Raw genomic sequence first — 23,476 nt, 5'->3', positions numbered from 1 at the left:
AAACTTTTTAGTTTCTTTATCTAGCTAATATATACAAACAGAGGCAAATTTATCGTTTGTCTCTGTTTAAATTTCTTCTTTTTATTTATACTAAATTTGCAAAACACAAAAAGAAAATTTAAATAGATCAAATATCTAAATTTACATAAACAAATAAAATTTGCTCGTATAAAGAGTAAAATTTAAGGCAATATACGAGCATTTAAAATCTAATTTTTCTTAAAAAATCTTAAAATTTTAGCTTGCAGTTTGAAAAACTCGCCAAGCTCCATTATAGGATAAGCTCCTGCGTATTTCTTGCCGCCTTCAATATTCTTGCCAACTCCTCCACGTGCGGCAATCTGAGCAAAATCCCCAACTTTAAGATGCCCTGCCGTGCCGCTTTGCCCGCCCATCACGACGTTTCTACCAAGCTTAGTTGAGCCTGCAAGTCCTGTTTGAGCTACTATTAAGCAGCCCTGCCCCAGCTCGCAGTTATGACCTATCTGCACAAGATTATCTATCTTAGTGTGACGCTTGATGATAGTTGGCTCAAATACTCCGCGATCTATCGTAGTGCATGCTCCAATCTCAACAAAGTCTTCTAAAATCACGTTTCCGTTGTGATAAATTTTGATATGCTCGCCAGTTTTGGTGTGTGCATATCCATAGCCGTCAGAGCCGATAACTGCATTTGCGTTTATGTGGCACTCATCGCCGATTACGCAGTCGTTATATACGACTACATTGGGATGCAAGATGCAGTTTTTACCGATCTTTACGTTATCACCCAAAAACACTCCCGGCATTAGCACACTGCCCTCGCCCACCGTTACGCCTGAGCCTATATAAACATTTTGCATTACTTTGGCACTGGGTGAAATTTGAGTCTCTTTTGGAGAGCTTGCAAAAAGCTCTTTTGCAAAAAATTTGCTTAAAATCGCAAATGCCAAATGCGCGTTTTCAACTACTATAGCATGCGTATCGCTAGGCACAAATTCCTTTAAATTTTCGCCTATTAGTATAGCTCCGGTCTTAGAATTTGAAATAAATTTGGCGTTTTTTTCGCCGTCGCAATAGCTTAATTCGCTACTTTTTGCATTAGCAAGCGAATTTAGTGCAGTTACCTCAAAATCATTACCTTTAAATTCAATCTCTAAAATCTTATAAATTTCACTTAGTTTCATCACATATCCATTAAAACCGACCCGCCGCGAACAATATCGGCAGGATTGTATTTTTTGATAGCTTTTAAGAAATTATTAACCCTAATCGTATCGTCAGCCACCATAACAACGATAAAATTTTCATTTGTGTTCGCAACTATTCCGTTATATGCCTTAAGTATAGCGTCAAGTCCGCCGAAATTTTCGCTTAGCGGAATTTTTACGAGCGCCATCTCTTTTTCGACAAATTCGCCTGTTTCTATTACTTTATATGTCGGTATCAATTTATGTAGTTGCTTTACGATCTGCTCTAGCACTCTTTCATCGCCCACCGTTACGATACTAAGGCGAGATAAATTTGTTTCCGGTATCGGAGCGACCGTGAGAGTATCGATATTATACCCACGTCCTGCAAAAAGCCCTGAGATACGCGAAAGCACTCCATGTTCGTTAAGAACGATGACTGAAATTACTCTTCTTATACTCATCATTTATTCCTTGCTTTTTAGTATCATATTGTATATCGCAGCTCCAGCAGGCACCATAGGAAGCACATCTTCAAAGCGATCAACCCTAACGTCAAGCATAGCTACCTTGTCAAGCTTTATCGCTTCTTTTAGCGCATTTCTAAACTCATCTTTGGTTTTGCAGACAAATCCTACTCCACCAAAGCCTTCTACTATCTTTACGAAATCAGGTTGCACGCTAAGATCAGTTGATGAGTAGCGCTTCTCATAAAAAAACGTCTGCCACTGGCGCACCATACCTAAAAAGTTATTGTTTAATATAATGTTTATAACTGCTATGCCATTTTCTGCGGCTGTCATTAGCTCTTGGATGTTCATTAGTATCGAGCCGTCGCCTGTAAAATTTATAACCGTTTTACTAGGGTTCGCACACTTTGCGCCCATTGCTGCAGGTAGTCCGTAACCCATCGTACCAAGACCTCCGCTGGTAATCAACTGTCTTGGGCGCGAAAATGGATAAAACTGCGCCGCCCACATCTGGTGCTGTCCGACATCAGTTGATATGATCGTATCATCGCCTGCTATCTTGGCAGTCTCTTCTATGACCCACTGCGGCTTTAAAATTTCATCGCTGTCGCTGTAAGCAAGCGGGTTTAGCTTGTCATAGCGAGAGAGGATATCTTTCCAGTCTTTGATGTTTTCAGGATTTACTTCAACTCTTTGTATGAGCTCTTCAAGCACTGATTTTAAGTCGCCCACTATTGGAAAATGAGCATTTACTATCTTTGATATAGAGCTTGGGTCGATATCTACGTGAATGATTTTCGCGTATCTTGCAAATTCGCTTAATTTACCGGTGATACGATCATCAAACCTAGCTCCAAGTGCGATAAGCAAATCAGCCTCGCTTAAAGCCATATTTGCCGCATAGCTTCCGTGCATGCCCGCCATCGCAAGCAAATTTTCATCATCATGAGATAAAATTCCAAGCCCCATTAGAGTCTCTATGGCAGGAATTCCCGTCTTTTTAGCAAATTTTCTTACAAGCTCGCTGGCATCTGAAGCTACAACCCCTCCTCCAAGGTAAAGAAGCGGTCTTTTTGCCACAGATATCGCTTCGGCAGCCTTTTTAATCTGCTTTGCATTGCCCTTATAAGTAGGCTTATAAGTAAGCATCTTTATCTCCTCGGGATAATCAAAATTTCCCATTGCTGCGGTTATATCCTTTGGTATATCGATATGAACGGGTCCCGGACGACCTGAGCGAGCGATGTAAAACGCCTCTTTTAAAATTCTTGGAAGCTCCTCAATGCTATTTACCAAATAGTTATGCTTCACACAGGGGCGAGAAATTCCTACCGCATCAATCTCTTGAAAGGCATCCGTGCCGATAAGCGAGCTTGCAACCTGCCCGCTTATAAGCACTATAGGAATACTATCAGAATATGCCGTAGCAAGACCCGTAACGGCATTTGTAAATCCAGGACCGCTAGTAACGAAAGCTACTCCGACCTTTCCGCTTGCTCTTGCATATCCATCTGCGGCATGGACGGCGGCCTGCTCGTGGCGAACTAAAATATGCTTAAAGTATCTTTGCTTATAAGTCTCATCATAGATATTAAGAGCCGCACCGCCTGGGTATCCGAAAACTATATCAACACCCTCTTTATATAGCGCTTCGCTAATCATCTGCGAGCCATTTAACTCTTTCATTTTTTTGCCCTTGCCTTGAAATTTACACTTTATTATATCTTTAAAAATTTTAAAAATAGATGATTCAATAAAAAAATGAAGTATTTGTATAAATTAAAATAAAATATATTTTAAATAAATTAATTAATATTAAAGATTAATAAATATAAAATTCCATCAATTATTTTTATCGATCAAATTAAAAAGGACAACAATGATAGCTAGTTTTAAAAGCAATAAAAACGCTAATAAAATTACATTGTCGATATTTGCATGTATGTTGCTGGCAAGTAGTGCAAACGCCTACAAAGAAATGGGTGTTTTAGGCAATACTTCAAGCTGGGAAAGCGATGAATATAAAGCCAACTGGGGGCTTGATAATATAAATAGTTCTACGGCTTACTCAATAGGGTATTCAGGCAAAAGTATTACGCTTGGAATAGTAGATTCTGGCATGCTTTTATCTCATCCTGAATTTAAAGGAGGAAGAGTTAAGGCTATAAAAGCAACAGGAACATATTCAAAAAACGGAATGAGATATCCTGACGGTAAAGACAAGGGAGAATTTAAAAAAGGCGATAAATTTGATGTAAGCGGAGAATTTATCTTAGGCACGAACGATAGACATGGAACATCTGTCGGCGGAACCATGTCTGCAAACAGAAACGGCGAGGGAATGCACGGAGTTGCCTTTGGAGCTACTTTGTACTCTGGAAACACGGGCGGAACGGATAGTATGACATATGGACCCACTCAAGATTACGGATATTTTAAGAGCGTATATTCTGCGCTTGCAGAAAAAGGGGTTCGTGTCATAAACAACAGCTGGGGTAGTAATAGAAAAGTAAATTCTGCATTTAAAGGAGCTCTTGGTTATTATTGGAATACTAAAGACGGAGCATTAAATTTTGCAGAAGAAACAACGAAACCGAACGATCATATGTATTTAAAAAATCTTGATGAAGCGAAAAAAGCTTACTATCATTTCGTAGTAGATAATGAAAAAAGCTTTTTAGATGCCGCTTATGAGATAGCTTTAGATAAAAAAATAGTGCAAGTTTTTACGGCAGGAAACAGGCGTGATATGGCCGAGTCTTTTACTAGAGCTATGCTTCCGTATTTTAGACCGGATGTTGAGAAATTATGGATAAACGTAACGGGAAACGACAAAGACGATTATACAAACAAAAGATATCCTCACCAACAAAACTACAATTTTGCCGGACATTCAAAATGGTGGACTATTTCCGCTCCGGCTATTAAAATATACTCAAGCACGCTTGATAATTCAACGAGAGAGCCGGGATATAGGGCTCCAAACGGAACATCAAGCGCAGCTCCTCACGTAAGCGGTGCGCTTGGGATTATAATGGAAAGATACTCTTATATGACAAACGAACAAGCTAGAGATACTATGCTAACTACAGCTAGACAAACAAAGCCAAATAGCGACGTTGCGCTTCAAGACTGGACATCAAATTTAGGAGTTCCTGATGCAAGATGGGGTTGGGGTATCCTTGATCTTGGTAAAGCGATGTTTGGTCCCGGACAATTTTTAGGAAAATTTGATGTTAGTATGGAAGTGGATGATATCTGGTTAAACAACATTTCGGATGTAGCAATCAAACATAGAAAAACGGAAGACGACAATGAAGCTGCGACTTGGAACGCAAGGAAGGCTTTACTTAATGCAAAAGCTTCTTTAACGGCTGAAGAAAAAGCCGAGATGGTGTTTGAAACGGCAAGAGAAAAAGCAAGAGCTCAAAGAGCAACAGAAGGATATGAAGGCTCGCTTGTTAAAAGAGGAAGCGGCACGCTTACTTTAGTCGGAGATAATACCTTTACGGGAAATACTACTATCTACGGAGGTAAAATTTCAGCCTTAAATCAATCTTTAACAAAAAGCAATGTAGTCGTAGAAAATGGCGGCTCGCTTGAAATTTTAAAAGAAAGAAAATACTATGTGCCTTCAAGCACAGGCTGGAAAGAGGTAACTAAAACAAGCACATCAGATGTCGTAACGACAACTATAAATAACGGCGGTGCGTTTTTGCTTACTAGACCGGGAAGTGCGAACGTAAATGTAACTTTCAAAGACGGTTCTCTAGTCGGAATATCTGAAAATGCCGATGAATTAGTCGAACTAATGAAATCTCCTTCATTAACTAGAGGCTATAGCGCCCAAGGAGCATTTATCGGGCATGAAAAGACAAAATTTGCTAAAGAGTATGCGTTTTTTAACCTTACAAAAGAATTTGCAAATGATAAATTAAAAATCAATGTAAAGAAAAACTCAAAGCAAATGGGAGATTTTGCCGCTTCGTCAAATCAAAAAGAAGTTGCAAATTTCATAGAGCAATCAGCGATTTTAGCTCCTTCAAATGCTAGTGTCGGATTTAGATCGGTGGCTAGAAACAATCTTAAAACAAGCGATCTATATAGAAATTTACTTTTTGCTACACCGGATCAAGCAAAAGCTACATTTAAGACGCTTGCAAACGATGGAAATTTTGCCGCACAAAACACATCTGTTTTAAATAGCATTTTACTTAGAAATTCCATCTCAGGACACAAAGCGAATATAAATGCCGTAAATACCAACGATACATATAGCGGACTATCTTTTTGGACTACAACTATAGCTCACAACTTCAAATACGATAGCGTTGATGCCAAATCTCAAACATTTGGTCAAATCTTTGGCGCAGACGGCATGGCAAGCGATAACACAAGATTTGGCGGTGTGCTTGGACTAAGCAAAACACTGACAAAAATAGACGGCGAAAAAGACTATAAAGTTCTAAACTCAAATTTCGGTATCTACACTCAAACCGACATAAGTGACTTTAAGCTAAACACTATGGCAACTTACACAATGGGCAAACGCCATAAAGAAAGCAGCTCCAGCATAGTCGAGTATGTATCAAACACAAAAACCAAAAATAAAGAGGCTATCGCAATGGTATATGCAGATATTAGCCATAAAGGCATAGAGTCGGCAAATTTCGCTCTTTCACCTTATGTAGGATTTGGTTATATAAATGCAAAAGTTAAAACAAGCGAGCAACAAATAGGTGTTTATACCATGACCGCAAGTAAAGATAACAGAGATGTTGCCGTAGCTACCATAGGTATAAAACCAAGCTATGCTTTTGGTATTTTTAATGCAAATGCAAATATAGCTTATAATAGACTATTTGGTCAAAAAGCTCCTAGCACAACCGTAGGATTAGGAGCAAACGGTAGCATAGGATTAGAAGGAGAAAAACTAACCGATCTAACTACTATAGATGCCGGTTTAGAAGCGAAAATATTTAAAAATGGTTCCGTTAGACTATCTTACATAGGAGCTTTTAGAGATAATGTCAAATCAAACGGTTTAAATGCTAAATTTAGCTTTATGTTTTAATTAAACACAAAATAGCCCTCCAAATTTGAGGGCTATTAAATTTTAAAACGGCCAGATAGCCTCCATAAGCTTCGTTCCCCAAGGTTTTCTGGTAGATTTATCCACATCCCCTTCGGTCTTATATAAAATTTTCGCATCAGCTATGTATTTTGAGTCGATTTCGTTTGAATTTGATATATCATAAGGTCTTATTACGCCGCTTAGTTGCACTATCTGCTTTTCGCCGTTAAGCAGTAGCTCGCGCGAGCCTTCGATGAAGTAGTTGCCGTTTTCAAGCACTTTAATAATGCGAGCTGATATGGTTGTCTTAAAGCTTTCGGTGCGAGAACTCAAAGCTCCTCCGCTAAATTCGTTTTTCGTACCTGCCTTAAAGCCTATATCGCCGAATTTATTTAACTGATCCGCCGCGTGAGAAAGAGGCGAAGATCCTGCGGTAAACACCCCTCCTCCAAGCCCTATGGTGCTGTCTTTATTGGTGTTTCGTTTGCCTGTGGAACTTTGGTTTGCACTCTCGCTTATTACTACGGTTACGATATCATTTACGTTCATAGCCTTTCTATCCGAAAATAAAGGATTATCCCCTCGTCCAAAAAGACTACCCGTATTTGGCTGATTATTTATCTGCTTGGCGGGAAGCTGCTCTACATATACAGGCGGCTTCATGTCTATTTTAGGATCAGCACTCGGCACACATCCGCTAAAAATCACTCCGATACAAGCCATAGATAAATAAAATTTAGCTTTCATAAAATTTAACCTTAGTATAGATATTTATGATAAAATTAAGCAATTAAAGTTCCACTAATCAAGGAAAAAAGATGAAAACTGATAGGATTTATCTGCTAACTGCTAATTTTTCAAAAATTTATGAAATTATATCAGCAAAATTTAAAAATATAACGATTTTTGAGCCTATCGGCGGATTTGTAAGCATTGAAGAAGCGATTTTGGCCTTTAGAGAAGATAGGGAAAAAGAGCTGATAAAAGATATCATAAAAGAATTTGATAGGCTTAAAAAAGAGTACGAATTTATCGCGACTAGAGGATGTGAAGCCTTTGGAAACATAGGCAAATTCGAGCTAAATTTAATGCTTGCCAAGCACCTTAACACTCCTGTTTATTGCACCGAGAATTTAAAAGCGATAAACAAAAACTCAAAGCTCTTTATAAGCTCAAATTTGGATGAAATTTTAACTTATAAACAAGACATTATCACTCCTTATAAATTCGAAAAAGAGCTTGTAGATAAGGCAAAATCAGATAAAAAAACCATAGTTTTACCTGAAAGCGCTGATGAGCGGATATTAAAAGCCAGCGAACTTCTCATGAAAACCAAAGCTGTAAATCTAATCTTGCTTGGCGATGATAGCAAAATAAAATCAGATGCAAATAGGCTTGGCGTAAATTTAGAAGGAATAAAATTCATAAATTTAGACAAAAACGAGTATCAAGACAGCTTCGCAAGCAAGCTTTATGAGCTTAGAAAGCACAAGGGCGTAACGCTTGAAAAAGCAAAAGAGATGATTTTGGATAAAACTTACTTTGGCACCATGATGGTTCAAGCAGGCTTAGCCGACGCCATGGTAAGCGGAGCCATAACCACCACCGCCGATACCATACGCCCCGCATTTGAAATCATAAAGACAAAACCGCAAACACCGCTTGTATCAAGCTCGTTTGTAATGTGTATGGATGAAGAAATTTTAATCTACGCAGATTGTGCGATAAATCCAAAGCCTGACGCGCAAACTCTAGCTAGGATAGCGATTGATTCGGCTAATACCGCTAGCTACTTCGGGCTTGAGCCTAGAGTCGCCCTGCTTTCATACTCTACGGGAGATAGCGGATACGGCGAAGATGTGGATTTGGTTCATGAGGCACTTAAGATAGCAAAAGAGCTTGAGCCAAATTTAGTCATCGACGGACCTATGCAATATGACGCGGCTATAGATATGCAAGTAGCTCAAAAAAAGCTGCCAAATAGCGACGTAGCCGGCAGAGCAAATGTATTTGTATTTCCAAATTTAAGCTGCGGCAACATCGGATATAAGATAGCTCAACGCAGCGCAAACTGCATCGCTATAGGACCGCTTTTGCAGGGACTTAAAAAACCCGTAAACGACCTAAGCAGAGGGTGTTCGGTAGAAGATATAGTAAATACGGTTTTAATCACAGCCATACAAGCAGGAGGCAAATAGTGAAAATTTTAGTTTTAAACTCCGGTAGCTCATCTATAAAATTTCAGCTTTTTGACATGAGCAACAACAACGCAATCGCCACGGGACTTATCGAGCGCATAGGAGAAAGTAACTCTTATGCGAAATTAAAAGATACAAAAACAGACAACGTTTACGAAGAAAAGCTGGCGATCAAAGATCACCACGAGGGTCTTGAGATCATGAATAGGCTATTTGCGGTATCAAATATCTTGCACAACCTAAGCGAGCTTGACGGCATAGGACACAGGATAGTTCACGGCGGAGAGAGTTTTAGCACTTCAGCTAGAATTGATAGCGAAGTGATCGCTAAAATCGAGCAAAATTCAGCCCTGGCCCCGCTTCATAACCCGGGACACCTAGCAGGCATAAGAAACGCCATGAAAGAAAGCGGCGAAAACGTCCCTCATGTGGCGGTTTTTGATACGGTATTTCATCAAAACATGCCGGAATTTGCTTACAGATACGCACTGCCTTATGATCTAGCCAAACGCTTGCATATACGCAAATACGGCTTTCACGGCACATCTCATCACTACGTTACAAAAACCGCGGCAAAAATGCTTGGCATAGAGTATGAGAAATTTAACGCCATATCGCTTCATCTTGGCAACGGTGCTTCGGTTTGTGCAGTTAAAGAGGGTAAAAGCGTAGATACTTCGATGGGACTTAGCCCGCTTGAAGGTCTTATAATGGGCACAAGAAGCGGGGATATGGATCCTGCGATTATCACTTATCTGCTAAATTTAGGCGAACTAAAGGCTAACGAGATCGATACTTTTTTAAACAAAAAGAGCGGGCTTCTTGGAATTTGCGGTTCAAACGATATGCGCGAAGTGGTTGCTAAAATGGAGCACGACGAGAGAGCTCATCTTGCTTTTGAGATGTTTTGCTACCGTATCAAAAAATACATAGGAGCTTACTATGCCGTGCTTGGACGCGTTGATGCGCTTATATTTACAGGCGGTATCGGTGAAAACGCACCAAATACAAGAAGTAAAATTTGTAGCGAGCTGCCGCACCTTGGTATCAAGATAGATCACGAGCTAAATTTCGCCAGAGCAAGCGGTGCAAGATGTGTGGATGATAAAGAAGCCGTCATAAAAACACTGATAATACCGACGAACGAGGAGCTAGAAATAGCGCTTGAGACAAAAAGAGTTATAGAAAACAGTTAAAATAATGCGTAAATTTGCGCATTATTTTTTCTTGTATGGTATCAGATAAGTTAAAAAAGCTGAAAATATTAGGTATAGGACAGTTCCTATAGCAACCGAAACCAAAAATGTGCCGTCAGTATTTGAAAATAAAATTTCTTGTGTAAAATGGGCAAAAACTATTACAATAACGGGAGATAGAAAAGTAATGTTCTCTACCCAAAAAGTAAAAAAACCTGATGGCTTAAATTCGCTATTGCAGTTTTTGCAGACCAAATTTCTTTTGACAAATAAATCTTTGAATTTTGATATCTTCTTCATTTCATTACCGCAGTTTGGGCATTTAAAATATAGCAAGCTCATACAAATTTCCTAAATTTACACCTACTTTTCATCACGATTTACTTTCTTTTTCTTTTTTACTTTTGGCGGTTTAACAAATTTAGGTTTTGTAAAATCTCTACGGTTTAAAAACCATACTATAAGTAGTAAAAAGACGGCTATATTTATACATGCATATATCATGTTTTTATATTTTTGCGGCGCCTTAAGTTTTTCTTCACGGTCATACTTTATATGAATTTTACCGTTTCCATCTTCTAGCTGAAGGATATCTTCTCCTAAAGGCATAGTCTTACTATATATGGTTACTCTTTTACCTATAACGGGTTCATAAATTTTCTTATCTCCCTTATCTATATAGTAACGCATATAGCCGTCCTTATCGGACTTTACTATGAGCTTTCCTTCTCCTTTTAACCAGTAATTTGCCGCTTCTACTAAGCCTGTTGTTTTAGTAAGCTCATTTAAGGGTTTATAATCACTATAAAAATATATATGCCTCAATCCATCCAATGATAATGCCAAACACATAGCAACCATAGCCATTAAAAAAGCAGATGTAAGAGTTCTTAAAAATGAGCCGTTGCCTTTAAAAGGTCTTTGTATGAAGATTATAAACAGATATGAAGATATGATTTTTTCTTTAAGTTTTTCCAAGATTATTCCTGTTTGCTTTTTAAAAGAGATATTTTACTATGTATTTGAGAAATTTAGGCTAGCCAAGATAGCTAGCCTAGCGCCTAAAAGGCTAAATTTTATAGATATTTGCAGGCAACGCTTGTCTGGCGCAGGTACCTACAAGCCAGTCGTTAAGGCTAAATTTGCCTTTGCGTTTTGGATCAAGCAGTCCTAGCAGGTTGTGATTTATACCCACTTCGGTTCCTTCTATCCTAAGTGCCGGTTTACCATCTATATAGTGAGTTCTAGCGCCAAATTCGGTATGCCCAAATCCGTGCTCAAGGCTTATAACACCTTTTGCAACGCCGTTTGTTACAAACGCAGTTCCTTTTGCGCTTGCGTACGGAGTTACGACTTTGACCTCATCGCCTGTTTTGATGCCCTGCTCTTTTGCTATATCTTCGCTGATACGCACGAAATTTACGGGATGTATGCTTCTCATCCTATCGCTCATTATAGTGTAGTAGTGCTGCGCGTTTGATTTTTTCGAGCTTACTAGATATTTCCACTCGGATTTCGGGAAGAATTTTTCAAGCGGAGTTCCATCGCTTGCTACCGGCTTCATCAGCGTAGGCGTACCCGGCATGTATTCGCCCGTGATAGAGTGGCGATGTCCGCCAAGCGGCTCGTAGTATATAGAGGCGGGATTTGGTGCAGGCACTTTTACGGTTGCCTTATCGCCCTTATATGCAGTCGTATAATCATCGTATCTTCCGCCTTTTGCAAGTACGTGAGCGACCTTTGCCACCTCTTCTTTTTTGAGGTATTTTTCTATCTTTGGCATAACTCTGTGAATTTTACTAAGCTCGGCATCTTCTTTGCTGATGTCGCTTACCGCTTCGCCGTCAAAGGCTAAATTCGCAAGTGCGGCTGCATAAAACTGCTCTTTAGTGTCAAGGTCCATAGCATTGCCGTCTTTATCCTTAAATGCACCCTTGCCAAAGCCTTTTAGCCCAAGCTTTTTAGCGATGGTGATATAAAATAGCTCCACGTCTATCGGTGTGCCGTTATTATCAGTATCTTGTCTTGGTTTAACGGCAGGATAGCGCACAACCGAGGTTTTGGTTATAGTTCCCCAAAGTGCGTTTGGCATACCCCAGTTTTCTAAATTTAACCCGTCAGGCACGATGTAGTCGGCATAGGCATTTGTTTCGTTCATAAACGCGTCTATACCGATGAAAAGCGGCAGATCTCGGCTATCTTTTAGAGAGTCTTTCACCGCCGTTTCAAGTCCCGCTTGTCCGTAGATGACGTTTGTCATGTAGTTTATAAAAATTTTAGCTTTATAAGGATATCCAACCGCATGGCTTGTAAGAGTTTCGTTTATAAGCGGCATAGAGATAGGATACCAAGGTTGCTGTGCAGGATAGCCAGTACCACCCGATGCTACCTTGCGCTTAAACTCCGAGCTTGTCTCGTAGTATTTGCCCGAGCGGGACAAATTTACACCGCTTGGCTTATATGCGCCGTCAAATTTCTCAAGCTCATATCTACCGCTCATAAATTTATGCGTGCCTGCGCTTGCGTTTACGTTCCCGCCCTTGTAGCCGTAAGTGCCCATGAGTGTATTTAAGCAAAGTATCGCGTAAGTACTCATTGCGGCTTGCGTATGCATCATGCCGCCGTGCACGTTCGTGCTTACTTGGCGACCGTTTTTTGTGAAATTTTCACAAAGCCAAAGTATATCATCCATACTCACGCCGCAAAGCTTTGAATACTCTTTCATCGTGTGCTTGAAGGCTGACTCTTTAAGAAGCTGCATAGAGCTTTTTACGGCTACTTTTTTGCCTTCTATTTCTATCTTGCCTTTGTAGTATAGTTTGGCAGGCTCGTTTACTTTGTAGCTTTGAATTTTACCGCTTTGCGAGCATACTTGCCACTCGTCATTAACTCGCGCAAATTTGCCGTAGTCTTTATGTCCTTTTTGAGTTATGACTAAATGAGTTGCGTTGCACCAGTGAATTTCACCCGCCAGCTTGGCTTGCTCTAAATTCGGCTGGATGAGGTAGTTTGTAGCGTATTTTTCATTTTCGATTATCCATCTTATCATCGCCATAGCAAGCGCTGAATCCATACCGGGCTTTATGCCTATCCAGCGAGCCTTATCGCTTGTGGCGTATTTGATAGAATTTGAAACCGTCGGATCGATGACCGCGTAAGTAAATCCGTTATCCGAGCTTCTTGCGTAAGATACCATCTTAGCTTGCTTTTGGAAAGGATTTCCGCCATTACCCGGCGAAGTGCCCCAGTAAATACTAAATTTAGAGTGCTCATAATCAGGCTTAGTATGAGCAAATCCGCCCGCGTTGTGAGCTATCTTGCCGCCCGCTCTAAATCCGCCGCCGCAAATTCCGCCGTGTGAGTAGTGATTAACGGTGCCAAATGACTTTTTCATAAATCTATCAACGATATCGCTTCTGCCGTCATATAGATAAAAGCTTAAAAGCTGGTTGCGCTTGGTGCCATATTCGGGATTTTCGGGATCGATTAGCTCATCGGAGTAGATAGCGCGAAGACCGTCTACGTGTCCTTCTCCAAAGAGATCTCCACCCTCGACGACCTCTTCTATAAGCTGCTCAAAGCTAATAGTCTGCCACTTGCCCTCGCCTCTTTTGCCAACTCTTTTAAGCGGAGAAAGAATTCTAATCGGCGAATAAAGCATCTCAGGAAGCATAGCACCCCTAACGCAAACGGTAGCTCGCTGATCGTCATTGCCGCTTCTGGTCGTAGCTATTAGCGCGTCGTTTATAGAGGTGTTATAAGGCATCCAGTGGAAATTTGCAAGCGGATGGAATGGATTTCCCACCGAGCGAAGAACGCGATCATTTTTATCGTCTATATGAAGCCTAAGACCGCATTTTGTGGTGCACCCGTGACACATAGAAAATACTATGGAGTGTCCTTCATTCATCACGACTTTACCGTCTATTACTTTAAATTCCGGTTCATGGGAATTTCCTTGAACCTTATAATCATCTATCTTTTCATCTTTACTTGCAACGGCAGCCACAGGAAGAGCCGAGGCAATCATAGCTTTTTTAATAAAATCTCGTCTTTGCATCTTTAGCTCCTCTTAAAGCGTTATCTCTTCGTTCCAATGAACGACTCGTTTATAGCCTGCTTCCTTCTCCGCTTCTACGTCGTTTTTGGTTAAAACCTCGCTAACTCCGTAGTAAAACACTTGCGGATTTGTATTTTTCGGACTATCTATAACCATAGTCTTGTGAGTTGCTAAAAATTTTCTGATATTTGAATTTGGATCGTTTAAGTCGCCCATTATACGGCTTCCGCCTACACAGGTTTCCACACAGCTTGGAAGAAGTCCCGCTCGAAGTCTGTGATCACAGAATGTGCATTTATCGGCTTTTAGAGTAGTTGGATTAAAATATCTTGCGTGATACGGACAGGCCTCAACACAAAGCGCGCAGCCTATACACTCGCTGCTGTTTATCTTAACGATACCGTTGCTTCTTTGATGACTTGCGCCGGTTGGGCACATATCGATACAGGCCGGACTTTCGCAGTGATTGCAAAGCCTAGGAAGTGAAGCCATAGCAGCTCTTTTGCCGTCTTTTGCATAAGCTTCATATTCTGAAACTATAGTTCTAAACATCCCTGCAGGAACGTCATTTTCCATAGCACAGTTCATAGTACAGGATTGACATCCGATGCAGCGCGTAAGGTCTATTACCATACCAAAGCGCTCCCCTTTACCCTCTTCAAACTTAGTCGGCGCGGCTTTTAAAGCGGTAGCCGCAACAAACAGTCCCGCAGCAGCCATAAAACTGCGACGCGAATTACAGATTGATTGCATTCTTTTCCCCTTTATCAAAAAGTTTAAAACTTGAGAAATTTAACATAAATTAACTTAAAGTTATTGTTAAATTTAACTTTTTATTTTAATTATATTTTCAGGTGTATAAATTTGATATAATTTCCATTATTTAAAATTTTGCAAGGAAAACATTTGAAATACCCGCTTGATTGTAAAGATAGTTTTGAAAAGTCATTTCTTTTTTGGCTAACGAGATACGTTAAATTTAAACTAAGTTCGCTTTCAAACAAAGAGCTAAGAGATCCAAAAGCTCTTGCTAGCGTAAATTATTCCTTAAGCCGTAGTGTAAGGAGCATAAACGAGCTTGACGGACTTGTAAAATCAGCCAGAAACGCTGGACTTACCGGCATAAATACCTACTTTAACCCGCTTAAAAAAATTTATGAGACGCTTTGCCTTTACGAGCTTGAGAGTTTAAAACAGATAGACGAAGAGCTTTTAAGCGAAATTTTAGCTAGCACGACGGGCGGACTAAGTGATGCAAGTAAGAAAAACTACAGAATTTCGGTTATAAATTTCTTTTCGTTTTTAGATAAGCAAAACGAAGAAGACGGTAGAGCCCACATATACGATATCTCGCTTAAAAACTGGGGCGGCATAAGCGGAACGCGGGGACAAAAACTGCCTGAATTTATGAGCGAAGAGGAAGTTAAGAGGTTTTTAGAGGCTATCGAAAATAGCGACTTTAAGGTAAATACAAACCGCAATAAGCTCATCATAAAGACGATAATATTTACGGGAATTCGCGTAAGCGAGGCTCTGAATTTAAAGCGCAAGGATATAACGGAAGATGGCGATTTATACACTATAAGAATTCGGGGCAAAGGCAACAAATACAGAATAGTAATGATAAAGCGCCACCTCATAGAAGCTCATCTTGACGCGATAGCGATAAACTACATAAATAAAGAAGGCTATCTCTTTATAAACAAAAAAGGCACGCGCCTAACGCAAGCTTACGTAAGTAGGATAGTCGAGCAAATTTTGTTTAAAGCCGGAATTCGCAAGGAAAAAAACGGCGCTCACATGCTTCGCCACACCTTTGCGACAATGTTATATAAAAAGCAAAAAGATCTCGTTTTAGTCCAAGAAGCACTCGGACACGCGAGCCTAAATACATCTAGAATTTATACGCATTTTGATAGCGAGAAGCTAAAGCTGGCAGCCCAAATCGCAGAGGAACTTGCGGAGTAGTAAGGCGAATTTTTAAATTTATCCCGATACGATTGAGGCTTTTCTAGCCGTTTTAGTAAATGAATAGACGCAAAGTATCATCAGTAAAATGTATAAAATATAAGTAGCATTGTGGCTTCTTGATATTTCATCTTTTGCAATTGCTCTATAAATTTTATTGTAATCGCTTTTATTATCTAATATTGCTTTTATTTTAGATTCAATCCTGTCTCTATTTTCGCTAAACAAATTCGCTATTTTTTCTTTTTCATTTTCAATTACGTTTTGATCCTCCCAAAGCACTCTAAAATCATCTCTTATCTCTATATCCTTTAAATTTCTTTGAAATGCGCCATCTATTATATATAGCAAATCCAAGAGGCTGGATCTAAATTTAATATCGTTAAAAATTTCTTTTGGATTATCTTTGTTTTTTAGGATATATTTAAGCCTGCCATCTTCTTGCTTTAACAACTTTTTGATATTGTATTTAAGCCTATTTTTATTCTGAATAATAATTTCTTTTTGTTGTAATATTTTTTCCTCATTTAAAACACTAATTTTATCAGCGTCCAAAATCTCATACGAAAGCTTTGTTAGATGAGATAAAATATCATAATCAAGCGACGATAGAAGTTTGCTTAAATTTTCATTTTGCGTATTTGTCTGGCTAAAAAGCCTATAAGTCGGATTTATAAGCCTTGGTTCAGATATCAATACTATCATAATAATCAGCAAGAATAATCCTCTAGTTACAATAACTACTAAATTATTTTTTACTAAAAATAAAAAATACGCAAAAACTATCGTTGTGATATAAAACACTATATTAAACAAAGCATATGAATAGTGTAGCGTAATAGGATACAGTAGCGTAACAACAAACGCAAAAAGCAAGCAAATGGCAAGAGAATGATCCGACATTTGCTTTTCTAAATGCAATATAACACCAAAAATAGACAAGATCATAACAGGCATTGCTAAAATATAAAAGTATTCGTATCCAATAGCAAATTCATGAAATTTATTTAATATCGACACATTAAGCCAATAAACACAAATCATCATCAGCACAAATTGAAAAGTTATATTTAAATTTGTATGGTGATCGCTTGTATTTCTATAAATACGCAAAACGACATAATCAACCCATGTGTCAAAATTTATTAACTTTTTTGCCAGTATTCTTTTTACGGATTTTCTAATATTTTGATAACTTTGACTAGCATAATAGACAAAATATATTGAAAAAGCAACTATGATATAGGTTGTATAGACAAGCAATATAGCCAAAAAAGACGTTAAGGCAGACTCAATCAAGCCAAATTGATGAAATTTGCTTAAACACAATAAAAATCCAAGAAACAACCCGCACATTAAATTAATTATTAATTCGTTATGTGTGATATTTATTGTATTGCTTGACTCACTGCTATCATTTAGCTTTTTATTATATTCCCTTATCTTGATTTGCTCATTTTTTAGCTTTTCTTTTAGTTCTATTTCCTTGCAATAAAGCTCCATTTTTCTGTATTTGCTAGCATCGAGAAGATTATTTTCGCCAATCAAAGCACTTTTAAAAAGGCGAAACGAATCTCTAAAATCATTTGCCACTTTTTCTTTACTGCTTCCACCATTCTTATTTCTATTCTCTCTTCTTTTATGCTCGTTTTCTATTGTATTTTCTATAACATTAATTGTGAAATTTAGATTAGAATTTACTAAATTTATATTCTTTTCAAATACACATTGGCTAAAATTAAAAGCCGAATTAAACTCTACACCGTAAAAACATGCAGTATCTTTAAAACGACACTCATGAAAATCAGATAAATCATCAAAAATACAGTTGTTAAAAAACACATTGTTATCAAAAGTAGAATTTGAAAAATCAACACATCCTAAAAAATGATTATTTTTGCAATCAAAATTTTCAAATTTCACATTTTTTGCAATTATATTAGATTTAATTTCACAGTTACTAAAAGTTATGTTTTTATAATTTGTTGGAGCTAACTCTATGTCATATGAAAATTCACACTCATTAAAAGTTAAATTTTCTTTTATATTTTCATCTGTTTCATTTGAAACAAATCCTTCAATTTTACATTTTTCAAAAATCAAATTTTTAAAGTCGTTTACAAATAAGTATTCAAAGTCGCAATTTTTAAATTTAATATTATCATTTTTAATAATTTCTTGTAATCTTTCATTATTCAAAGTATCAAGCTTAGAAATTCTTCGCACAACATGTAATTTTTTAAATCCATAAACACTAGTAAACGTTTCACTATAAACATTGTTATTACCAAAAATTTCTTTTAACTTTTCATTTTTTTCTTTAAAACACTCTAATACTTCAGACGTTCTTTCCAAGCTATATCCTATTAAAATTTAAATTTAGTCTTGGTATATCCAAGACTAAATCAAGAATGCATCTAATTTTTTTCTATCAAGATACCTTCCCCGTTTGAGTTTATCACGATTTCATCGCCACTTTCAAGCTCGTCTTTTAGTATCATATCGGCTAGGCGATCTTCAACAAGCTCATAAAGTGCGCGTCTAAGCGGTCTAGCGCCATAGACTATATCAAATCCGGCCTTTGCTATAAATTTCTTAGCCTCTTCATTCATGCTAGCTTTAATGCCGCGATTTAGAAGCGTCCTTTCAAGCTCTTTAAACATAATTGCTACGATTTGAACCAAACCTTCTTCGCTTAGCGGATTAAAGATGATAGTATCATCAAGCCTGTTTAAAAACTCTGGCTTAAAGTAGCTTTTCAGCTCATTTTTAACAGCCTCTTCCCTCTGCTCACCCTTTAAATCCATAATAAAATTTGAAGCGATGTTTGAGGTTAGGATAATGATCGTATTTTTAAAATCAACCGTCACACCCTTATTGTCAGTAGCTCGCCCGTCATCCATGATACCAAGCAGGATATTAAACACATCTTTATGCGCCTTTTCTATCTCGTCAAATAGTATCACGCTATACGGACGCCTTCTAACGGCCTCGGTTAGCTGTCCTCCCTCATCGTATCCTACATATCCTGGGGGCGCTCCAAGAAGCCTTGAGACGCTGTGCTTTTCCATATATTCGCTCATGTCAAAGCGGATAAGCGCTCTTTCGTCATCAAACAAAAATTTAGCCAGAGCCTTAGCCGACTGCGTCTTGCCCACGCCTGTTGGACCAAGGAAAAGAAACGATCCTATCGGACGAGAGCCCTCATTAAGTCCCGCTTTATTTCGTTTAATAGCTCTTGCTAGAGCGTGAAGCGCAGGATCTTGTCCTACCACGCTATCTCTTAAGTGGTCCTCTATCATCAGATATTTTTGCTTCTCGCTCGTTAGCATCTTTGAAACCGAAATTCCCGTCCACTTGCTTAAAATTCCCGCAACAAGCTCTTCATCAACTTGATTTTTAAGCAACACGCCCGCCTTTTTCATCTCTTCCCACTTTACCTCAAGCTCTTTTTGGCGGTTTGAAGCGTCTAAAATTTTGCCGTATTCTATCTCGGCGGCCTTTTGAAGATCGCCGTTTCTACGTGCTATCTCAGCCTCGTTTTTAAGAGTTTCTATCTCTTTTTTTGCATTTGAAATTCCGTTAAAGACACTCTTTTCATTTTCAAATTTCACTTCAAGAGCTTGCTTTTTCTCGTTTAGATCGGCAATTTCTTTCTCTATCTCTTTAAGACGCTCTTCGTTTTTAGTCTCATCTTCCATCTTGAGCGCCTCTTTTTCAACCTGAAGCGTTACTATCTCGCGCTTAATCTTAGCCAGCTCATAAGGCTCGCTTTCTATCTGCATCTTAAGCTCGGCAGCCGCTTCATCGATTAAATCTATCGCCTTATCTGGCAAAAAGCGGTTTGAGATATAGCGGTCGCTTAGCTTTGCAGCCGCTACCAAAGCGCTGTCGGTTATGCTTACGCTATGATGAACCTCTAAACGCTCCTTTATACCGCGCAAAATTTGCAAGGCCTCATTTACGCTTGGCTCTTTTACGTCAATAGGCTGAAATCGGCGCTGAAGTGCGGCGTCTTTTTCAAAATATTTTCTATACTCTTTTAACGTCGTTGCACCCACGGCATGCAGCTCTCCGCGCGCTAATGCAGGCTTTAGTATGTTTGCCGCGTCCATACTTCCCTCGCTCGCTCCCGCACCTACGATAGTATGAATTTCATCGATAAAAAGTATGATATTTCCAGCGCTTTTTACCTCGTTTATGACGGCTTTTAGCCTATCTTCAAATTCACCCCTATACTTTGCGCCCGCAATAAGAGCGCTCATATCAAGCGCGATAACTCGCTTGTTCATAAGACTTACGGGAACGTCTTTTGAAACTATCTTTTGAGCTAACCCTTCGACTATCGCCGTTTTTCCTACACCCGGTTCGCCAAGCAAGATAGGATTATTTTTGCTCTTTCTTATTAAAATTTGCATCATCCTAGTTATCTCTTCATCTCGCCCGATAACCGGATCAAGCTCGGCGTTTATAGCCTTTTTAGTTAGATCGATGCCGAATTTTTCCAAGCTATCAAGAGTTTCGTCGCTTGTTTGAGTGTCTATCTTGCGCCCTGCTCTTATAGCTTCTAAGCTCTTTTTGATCTCAAGCACATCGGTAAATTTAGCCAAAATTTCTCTTATCTCTTTAAGCTCTAAAGCGGAAATTATCCAAGTATCAACCGCTATAAAACTATCGCCCATACTTACCATAAGAGCCTTCGCGCTCTCAAGCGAATTTAAAAGCTCACGAGAAATTTGGATATTTTCCTTACTTACGTTTGAGCTTGTAGCAAGGCTTGAAATTTTGCTTTTGACCTCTAATTCAACAGCATTTTTTGAGATTGACATCTGGTTAAAGACTTGATTTAGTATGGAAGCCGAGTCCGTCACCAAACCCCAAAAAACGTGCAAAGGCATAACTTGCGGATTTTTAGCGTGCAAAGCTAAACTTATACCGTTTTCAAGGGTTTCTTGCATCTGTGCAGTTAAGCTTTCGCCTATGTTTGCCATATTATCTCCTTATTTAGTTTTATATTATTTATATTATATAACTTTAGTGAAGTATTGTCAAGTTTTATTAGTGAATTTACTAAGTTTAATCTTTTAATATGTCAAATTTTAAAAGCTACTATGCTCAAATTTTAATAGATCACAAAAATTTATTTTTTGATTTTAAACTAATTTTTTAAAATCTCTAAAAGCTAAATTTGGTGTGTATTTTCTTATTTTACTTAATACAATTTCTTTTAAATTTAGCCGATTTTTAGCCAAATTTCATTAAAATTAATCTCATTTAATTAATGTATAGGAGAATTTTTTGAACAAGAAAAAACTTTTTTTTGCTTCAGGCTTTATCTCGACAGTTCTTGCAGCCGGCTTGATAACCATAAATTTAAACGCAAAAAACAACGAAGATGACGCAAGCGCTAGACTTGAAGCTTTATCAAAATTTACAAAAACAATATCAACCGTTGAAAAATACTATGTAGATGATATGAAATTCAAAGAGATCGTAGATAAGGCGATCGAAGGGCTTTTAAACAACCTTGATGCGCATTCTGGATTCTTAAACGAAAAAGCCTTTAAAGATATGCAGGTTCAAACAAACGGCGAATTTGGCGGACTTGGCATAACGGTTGGCATAAGAGACGGCGCACTTACGGTTATATCGCCTATCGAAGGCACTCCTGCGGATAAAGCAGGGATAAAAAGCGGCGACATCATCTTAAGAATAGACGGAAATGCCACGCTTGGAACAACGATAGAAGAAGCCGTTAATAAAATGCGCGGCAAACCAAAAACCCCAATTACCATAACGATAGTGCGAAAAGGCGAGCCAAAGCCGTTTGACGTAAAGCTAATTAGGGATATAATATCTGTAGAATCGGTCTATGCTAAGATGATAGAAAATGAAAATATACTATATCTTCGCGTTACAAATTTCGATAAGCACGTAACCCAAAAAGCCGAAGAATTCATTAAAAAATACCCAAAAGCGCAAGGCATGATTCTTGATCTTAGAAATAATCCGGGCGGGCTTTTAAATCAAGCCGTAGGTCTTACAAATTTATTTATAGATAACGGCGTGATAGTATCTCAAAAAGGCAGAAACGCCAGCGAAAATTCAGAATACAAAGCCTCTAAAAGCAACAAAATAACAAACCTTCCGCTAGCTATCTTAGTAAACGGAGGAAGTGCGAGCGCAAGCGAGATCGTAAGCGGTTCATTGCAAGACCATAAGCGCGGTGTAGTTATCGGCGAAAAGACATTCGGTAAAGGAAGCGTGCAGATAATCCTTCCGGTAGATGACAAAGAAGCCATCCGTCTAACTATCGCAAGATACTATCTGCCAAGTGGTCGCACTATACAGGCCGTAGGTGTAACGCCTGATCTTATAGTTCATCCTGGCAAAGTTCCTCTTGAGGATACTCATGCATTTGCCATCAAAGAAAACGAGCTTAAAAAGCACCTTACAAATGAGCTTAGCAAGCTAGATGACGGCAAAAAAGATACAAATTCAACCGCCAAAAAAGACGAAAGCAAAGAGGATAAAACGACACTATCACAAGAAAAAGTAAATGAAGACTTGCAATTAAAATCAGCAATTGACGCTATAAAAGTTCTAAAATTCAAATAAGGAGACAAGCTTATGGAAAAACGAGAGTTGGTTTATGAAGGAAAAGGCAAAAGGATGTACGCAACCGATGATCCTGATCTTTTGATTGCCGAATTTAAAGACGATCTGACAGCTTTTAATGCAGAAAAAAAAGGTAACGAAGCAGGCAAAGGAGCGCTAAACAACAAAATTTCTACGCAAATTTTTGGACTTCTTAAAGAAAAAGGCATAGCCACCCACCTTGTAAGAACCATAAGCGATACGGAGCAACTTGTCAAAAAATGTCAAATAATACCGCTTGAAGTTGTAGTAAGAAACATCGCGACAGGCTCTCTTACCAAAAGACTAGCCATACCTGAAGGGACTGTTTTGCCTTTTGCTTTGGTTGAGCTATATTACAAAGACGACGCGCTGGGAGATCCTTTAGTAAATGACGAACACTGCCTTGCTATGGGACTTGTAAAGAGCGAAAACGATCTTGACAGACTTAAACATATCGGCAGAGAGATAAATTCCACTCTGTTTAAATTCTTTGCGGATAGAAATTTAAAGTTGGTTGATTTTAAAGTCGAATTTGGCGTAGACAAGGACGGAAATATCTTGCTTGCCGATGAAATAAGTCCTGATAGTTGCAGATTTTGGGACGCAACCACAAATGAAAAATTAGATAAAGATAGATTTAGACAGGATTTAGGAAGCGTAAAATTGGCTTACGAAGAAGTATTAAAAAGAATTTTATCTTAA

Annotated in this window: 16 protein-coding genes; 6 read left to right on the top strand and 10 right to left on the bottom strand. The window is 38.6% G+C overall.

Features of this window, described 5'->3' with window-relative positions; genetic code table 11:
• Positions 1-209 precede the first annotated feature (209 nt).
• Genes lpxD through ACHJH3_RS08295 form a run of 3 tightly spaced genes read right to left on the bottom strand, consistent with a single transcriptional unit; the run spans position 210 to position 3,325 of the window.
• A complete protein-coding gene (gene lpxD / locus ACHJH3_RS08305) occupies positions 210-1,166 on the bottom strand; it encodes a UDP-3-O-(3-hydroxymyristoyl)glucosamine N-acyltransferase (protein ID WP_407064421.1) in 957 nt (318 codons plus the stop codon).
• Positions 1,166-1,627, bottom strand: coding sequence for an acetolactate synthase small subunit (ilvN, locus tag ACHJH3_RS08300; protein ID WP_169941008.1), 462 nt, complete (start codon positions 1,625-1,627; stop codon positions 1,166-1,168). Before ilvN ends, lpxD begins: the two co-directional genes overlap by 1 nt.
• A 9-nt stretch (positions 1,628-1,636) precedes the next feature.
• A complete protein-coding gene (locus tag ACHJH3_RS08295) occupies positions 1,637-3,325 on the bottom strand; it encodes an acetolactate synthase large subunit (RefSeq protein WP_407064420.1) in 1,689 nt (562 codons plus the stop codon).
• 193 nt (positions 3,326-3,518) lie between these two features.
• Here ACHJH3_RS08295 and ACHJH3_RS08290 point away from each other — a divergent pair, with 193 nt between their 5' ends.
• Positions 3,519-6,713 (top strand): S8 family serine peptidase, encoded by a 3,195-nt coding sequence (locus tag ACHJH3_RS08290; protein WP_407064419.1) that lies wholly within the window; start codon positions 3,519-3,521, stop codon positions 6,711-6,713.
• 42 nt (positions 6,714-6,755) lie between these two features.
• Here the strand turns inward: ACHJH3_RS08290 and flgH are convergent, their stop codons facing one another.
• On the bottom strand, positions 6,756-7,460 hold the full coding sequence (gene flgH / locus ACHJH3_RS08285) for a flagellar basal body L-ring protein FlgH (protein ID WP_407064418.1): 705 nt from the start codon (positions 7,458-7,460) through the stop codon (positions 6,756-6,758).
• Between the two features lie 71 nt (positions 7,461-7,531).
• Here flgH and pta point away from each other — a divergent pair, with 71 nt between their 5' ends.
• Positions 7,532-8,911: a phosphate acetyltransferase gene (gene pta, locus ACHJH3_RS08280; RefSeq protein WP_407064417.1), complete on the top strand. Its 1,380-nt coding sequence runs from the start codon at positions 7,532-7,534 to the stop codon at positions 8,909-8,911.
• Entirely contained in the window at positions 8,911-10,107 is a 1,197-nt protein-coding gene (locus ACHJH3_RS08275) for an acetate kinase (protein ID WP_407064416.1), read from the top strand. Before pta ends, ACHJH3_RS08275 begins: the two co-directional genes overlap by 1 nt.
• Before the next feature lie 21 nt (positions 10,108-10,128).
• Here ACHJH3_RS08275 and ACHJH3_RS08270 read toward each other — a convergent pair whose 3' ends face one another.
• The 4 genes from ACHJH3_RS08270 to ACHJH3_RS08255 all read right to left on the bottom strand — a co-directional run bounded on the left by ACHJH3_RS08270 (position 10,129) and on the right by ACHJH3_RS08255 (position 14,920).
• Entirely contained in the window at positions 10,129-10,449 is a 321-nt protein-coding gene (locus tag ACHJH3_RS08270) for a hypothetical protein (RefSeq protein ID WP_407064415.1), read from the bottom strand.
• A 21-nt stretch (positions 10,450-10,470) separates the two neighbouring features.
• Positions 10,471-11,085, bottom strand: coding sequence for a hypothetical protein (locus ACHJH3_RS08265; protein WP_407064414.1), 615 nt, complete (start codon positions 11,083-11,085; stop codon positions 10,471-10,473).
• A gap of 91 nt (positions 11,086-11,176) precedes the next feature.
• Positions 11,177-14,167, bottom strand: a complete 2,991-nt coding sequence (locus ACHJH3_RS08260) for a molybdopterin-dependent oxidoreductase (protein ID WP_407064413.1) — start codon at positions 14,165-14,167, stop codon at positions 11,177-11,179.
• 12 nt (positions 14,168-14,179) lie between these two features.
• On the bottom strand, positions 14,180-14,920 hold the full coding sequence (locus tag ACHJH3_RS08255; RefSeq protein WP_407064412.1) for a 4Fe-4S dicluster domain-containing protein: 741 nt from the start codon (positions 14,918-14,920) through the stop codon (positions 14,180-14,182).
• Positions 14,921-15,073: 153 nt separating this feature from the next.
• On the opposite strand from ACHJH3_RS08255, the gene ACHJH3_RS08250 reads away from it, so the two are divergent.
• Positions 15,074-16,135, top strand: coding sequence for a tyrosine-type recombinase/integrase (locus tag ACHJH3_RS08250; RefSeq protein ID WP_407064411.1), 1,062 nt, complete (start codon positions 15,074-15,076; stop codon positions 16,133-16,135).
• A gap of 18 nt (positions 16,136-16,153) precedes the next feature.
• Here the strand turns inward: ACHJH3_RS08250 and ACHJH3_RS08245 are convergent, their stop codons facing one another.
• Together ACHJH3_RS08245 and ACHJH3_RS08240 are read right to left on the bottom strand one after the other, a co-directional pair.
• Positions 16,154-18,490, bottom strand: a complete 2,337-nt coding sequence (locus ACHJH3_RS08245) for a pentapeptide repeat-containing protein (RefSeq protein ID WP_407064410.1) — start codon at positions 18,488-18,490, stop codon at positions 16,154-16,156.
• A gap of 62 nt (positions 18,491-18,552) precedes the next feature.
• Positions 18,553-21,126, bottom strand: coding sequence for an ATP-dependent Clp protease ATP-binding subunit (locus tag ACHJH3_RS08240; RefSeq protein WP_407064409.1), 2,574 nt, complete (start codon positions 21,124-21,126; stop codon positions 18,553-18,555).
• A 307-nt stretch (positions 21,127-21,433) separates the two neighbouring features.
• On the opposite strand from ACHJH3_RS08240, the gene ACHJH3_RS08235 reads away from it, so the two are divergent.
• Together ACHJH3_RS08235 and purC are read left to right on the top strand one after the other, a co-directional pair.
• Positions 21,434-22,753, top strand: a complete 1,320-nt coding sequence (locus ACHJH3_RS08235; protein WP_407064408.1) for a S41 family peptidase — start codon at positions 21,434-21,436, stop codon at positions 22,751-22,753.
• Between the two features lie 12 nt (positions 22,754-22,765).
• Positions 22,766-23,476: a phosphoribosylaminoimidazolesuccinocarboxamide synthase gene (purC, locus tag ACHJH3_RS08230; protein ID WP_407064407.1), complete on the top strand. Its 711-nt coding sequence runs from the start codon at positions 22,766-22,768 to the stop codon at positions 23,474-23,476.

The sequence above is a fragment of the Campylobacter canis genome (assembly GCF_045504005.1).
Lineage (GTDB): Bacteria > Campylobacterota > Campylobacteria > Campylobacterales > Campylobacteraceae > Campylobacter_A > Campylobacter_A canis.
The sequence above is the reverse complement of the archived record's forward strand: the minus strand, read 5'-3'. Positions and strand labels throughout refer to the sequence as shown.

What these genes read in the sequence shown, in the direction of transcription:
- lpxD (WP_407064421.1), bottom strand. Translation starts at nt 1,166, where the DNA reads ATGAAACTAAGTGAAATTTATAAGATTTTAGAGATTGAATTTAAAGGT.
- ACHJH3_RS08295 (WP_407064420.1), bottom strand. Translation starts at nt 3,325, where the DNA reads ATGAAAGAGTTAAATGGCTCGCAGATGATTAGCGAAGCGCTATATAAA.
- ACHJH3_RS08290 (WP_407064419.1), top strand. Translation starts at nt 3,519, where the DNA reads ATGATAGCTAGTTTTAAAAGCAATAAAAACGCTAATAAAATTACATTG.
- flgH (WP_407064418.1), bottom strand. Translation starts at nt 7,460, where the DNA reads ATGAAAGCTAAATTTTATTTATCTATGGCTTGTATCGGAGTGATTTTT.
- pta (WP_407064417.1), top strand. Translation starts at nt 7,532, where the DNA reads ATGAAAACTGATAGGATTTATCTGCTAACTGCTAATTTTTCAAAAATT.
- ACHJH3_RS08270 (WP_407064415.1), bottom strand. Translation starts at nt 10,449, where the DNA reads ATGAGCTTGCTATATTTTAAATGCCCAAACTGCGGTAATGAAATGAAG.
- ACHJH3_RS08260 (WP_407064413.1), bottom strand. Translation starts at nt 14,167, where the DNA reads ATGCAAAGACGAGATTTTATTAAAAAAGCTATGATTGCCTCGGCTCTT.
- ACHJH3_RS08255 (WP_407064412.1), bottom strand. Translation starts at nt 14,920, where the DNA reads ATGCAATCAATCTGTAATTCGCGTCGCAGTTTTATGGCTGCTGCGGGA.
- ACHJH3_RS08240 (WP_407064409.1), bottom strand. Translation starts at nt 21,126, where the DNA reads ATGGCAAACATAGGCGAAAGCTTAACTGCACAGATGCAAGAAACCCTT.
- purC (WP_407064407.1), top strand. Translation starts at nt 22,766, where the DNA reads ATGGAAAAACGAGAGTTGGTTTATGAAGGAAAAGGCAAAAGGATGTAC.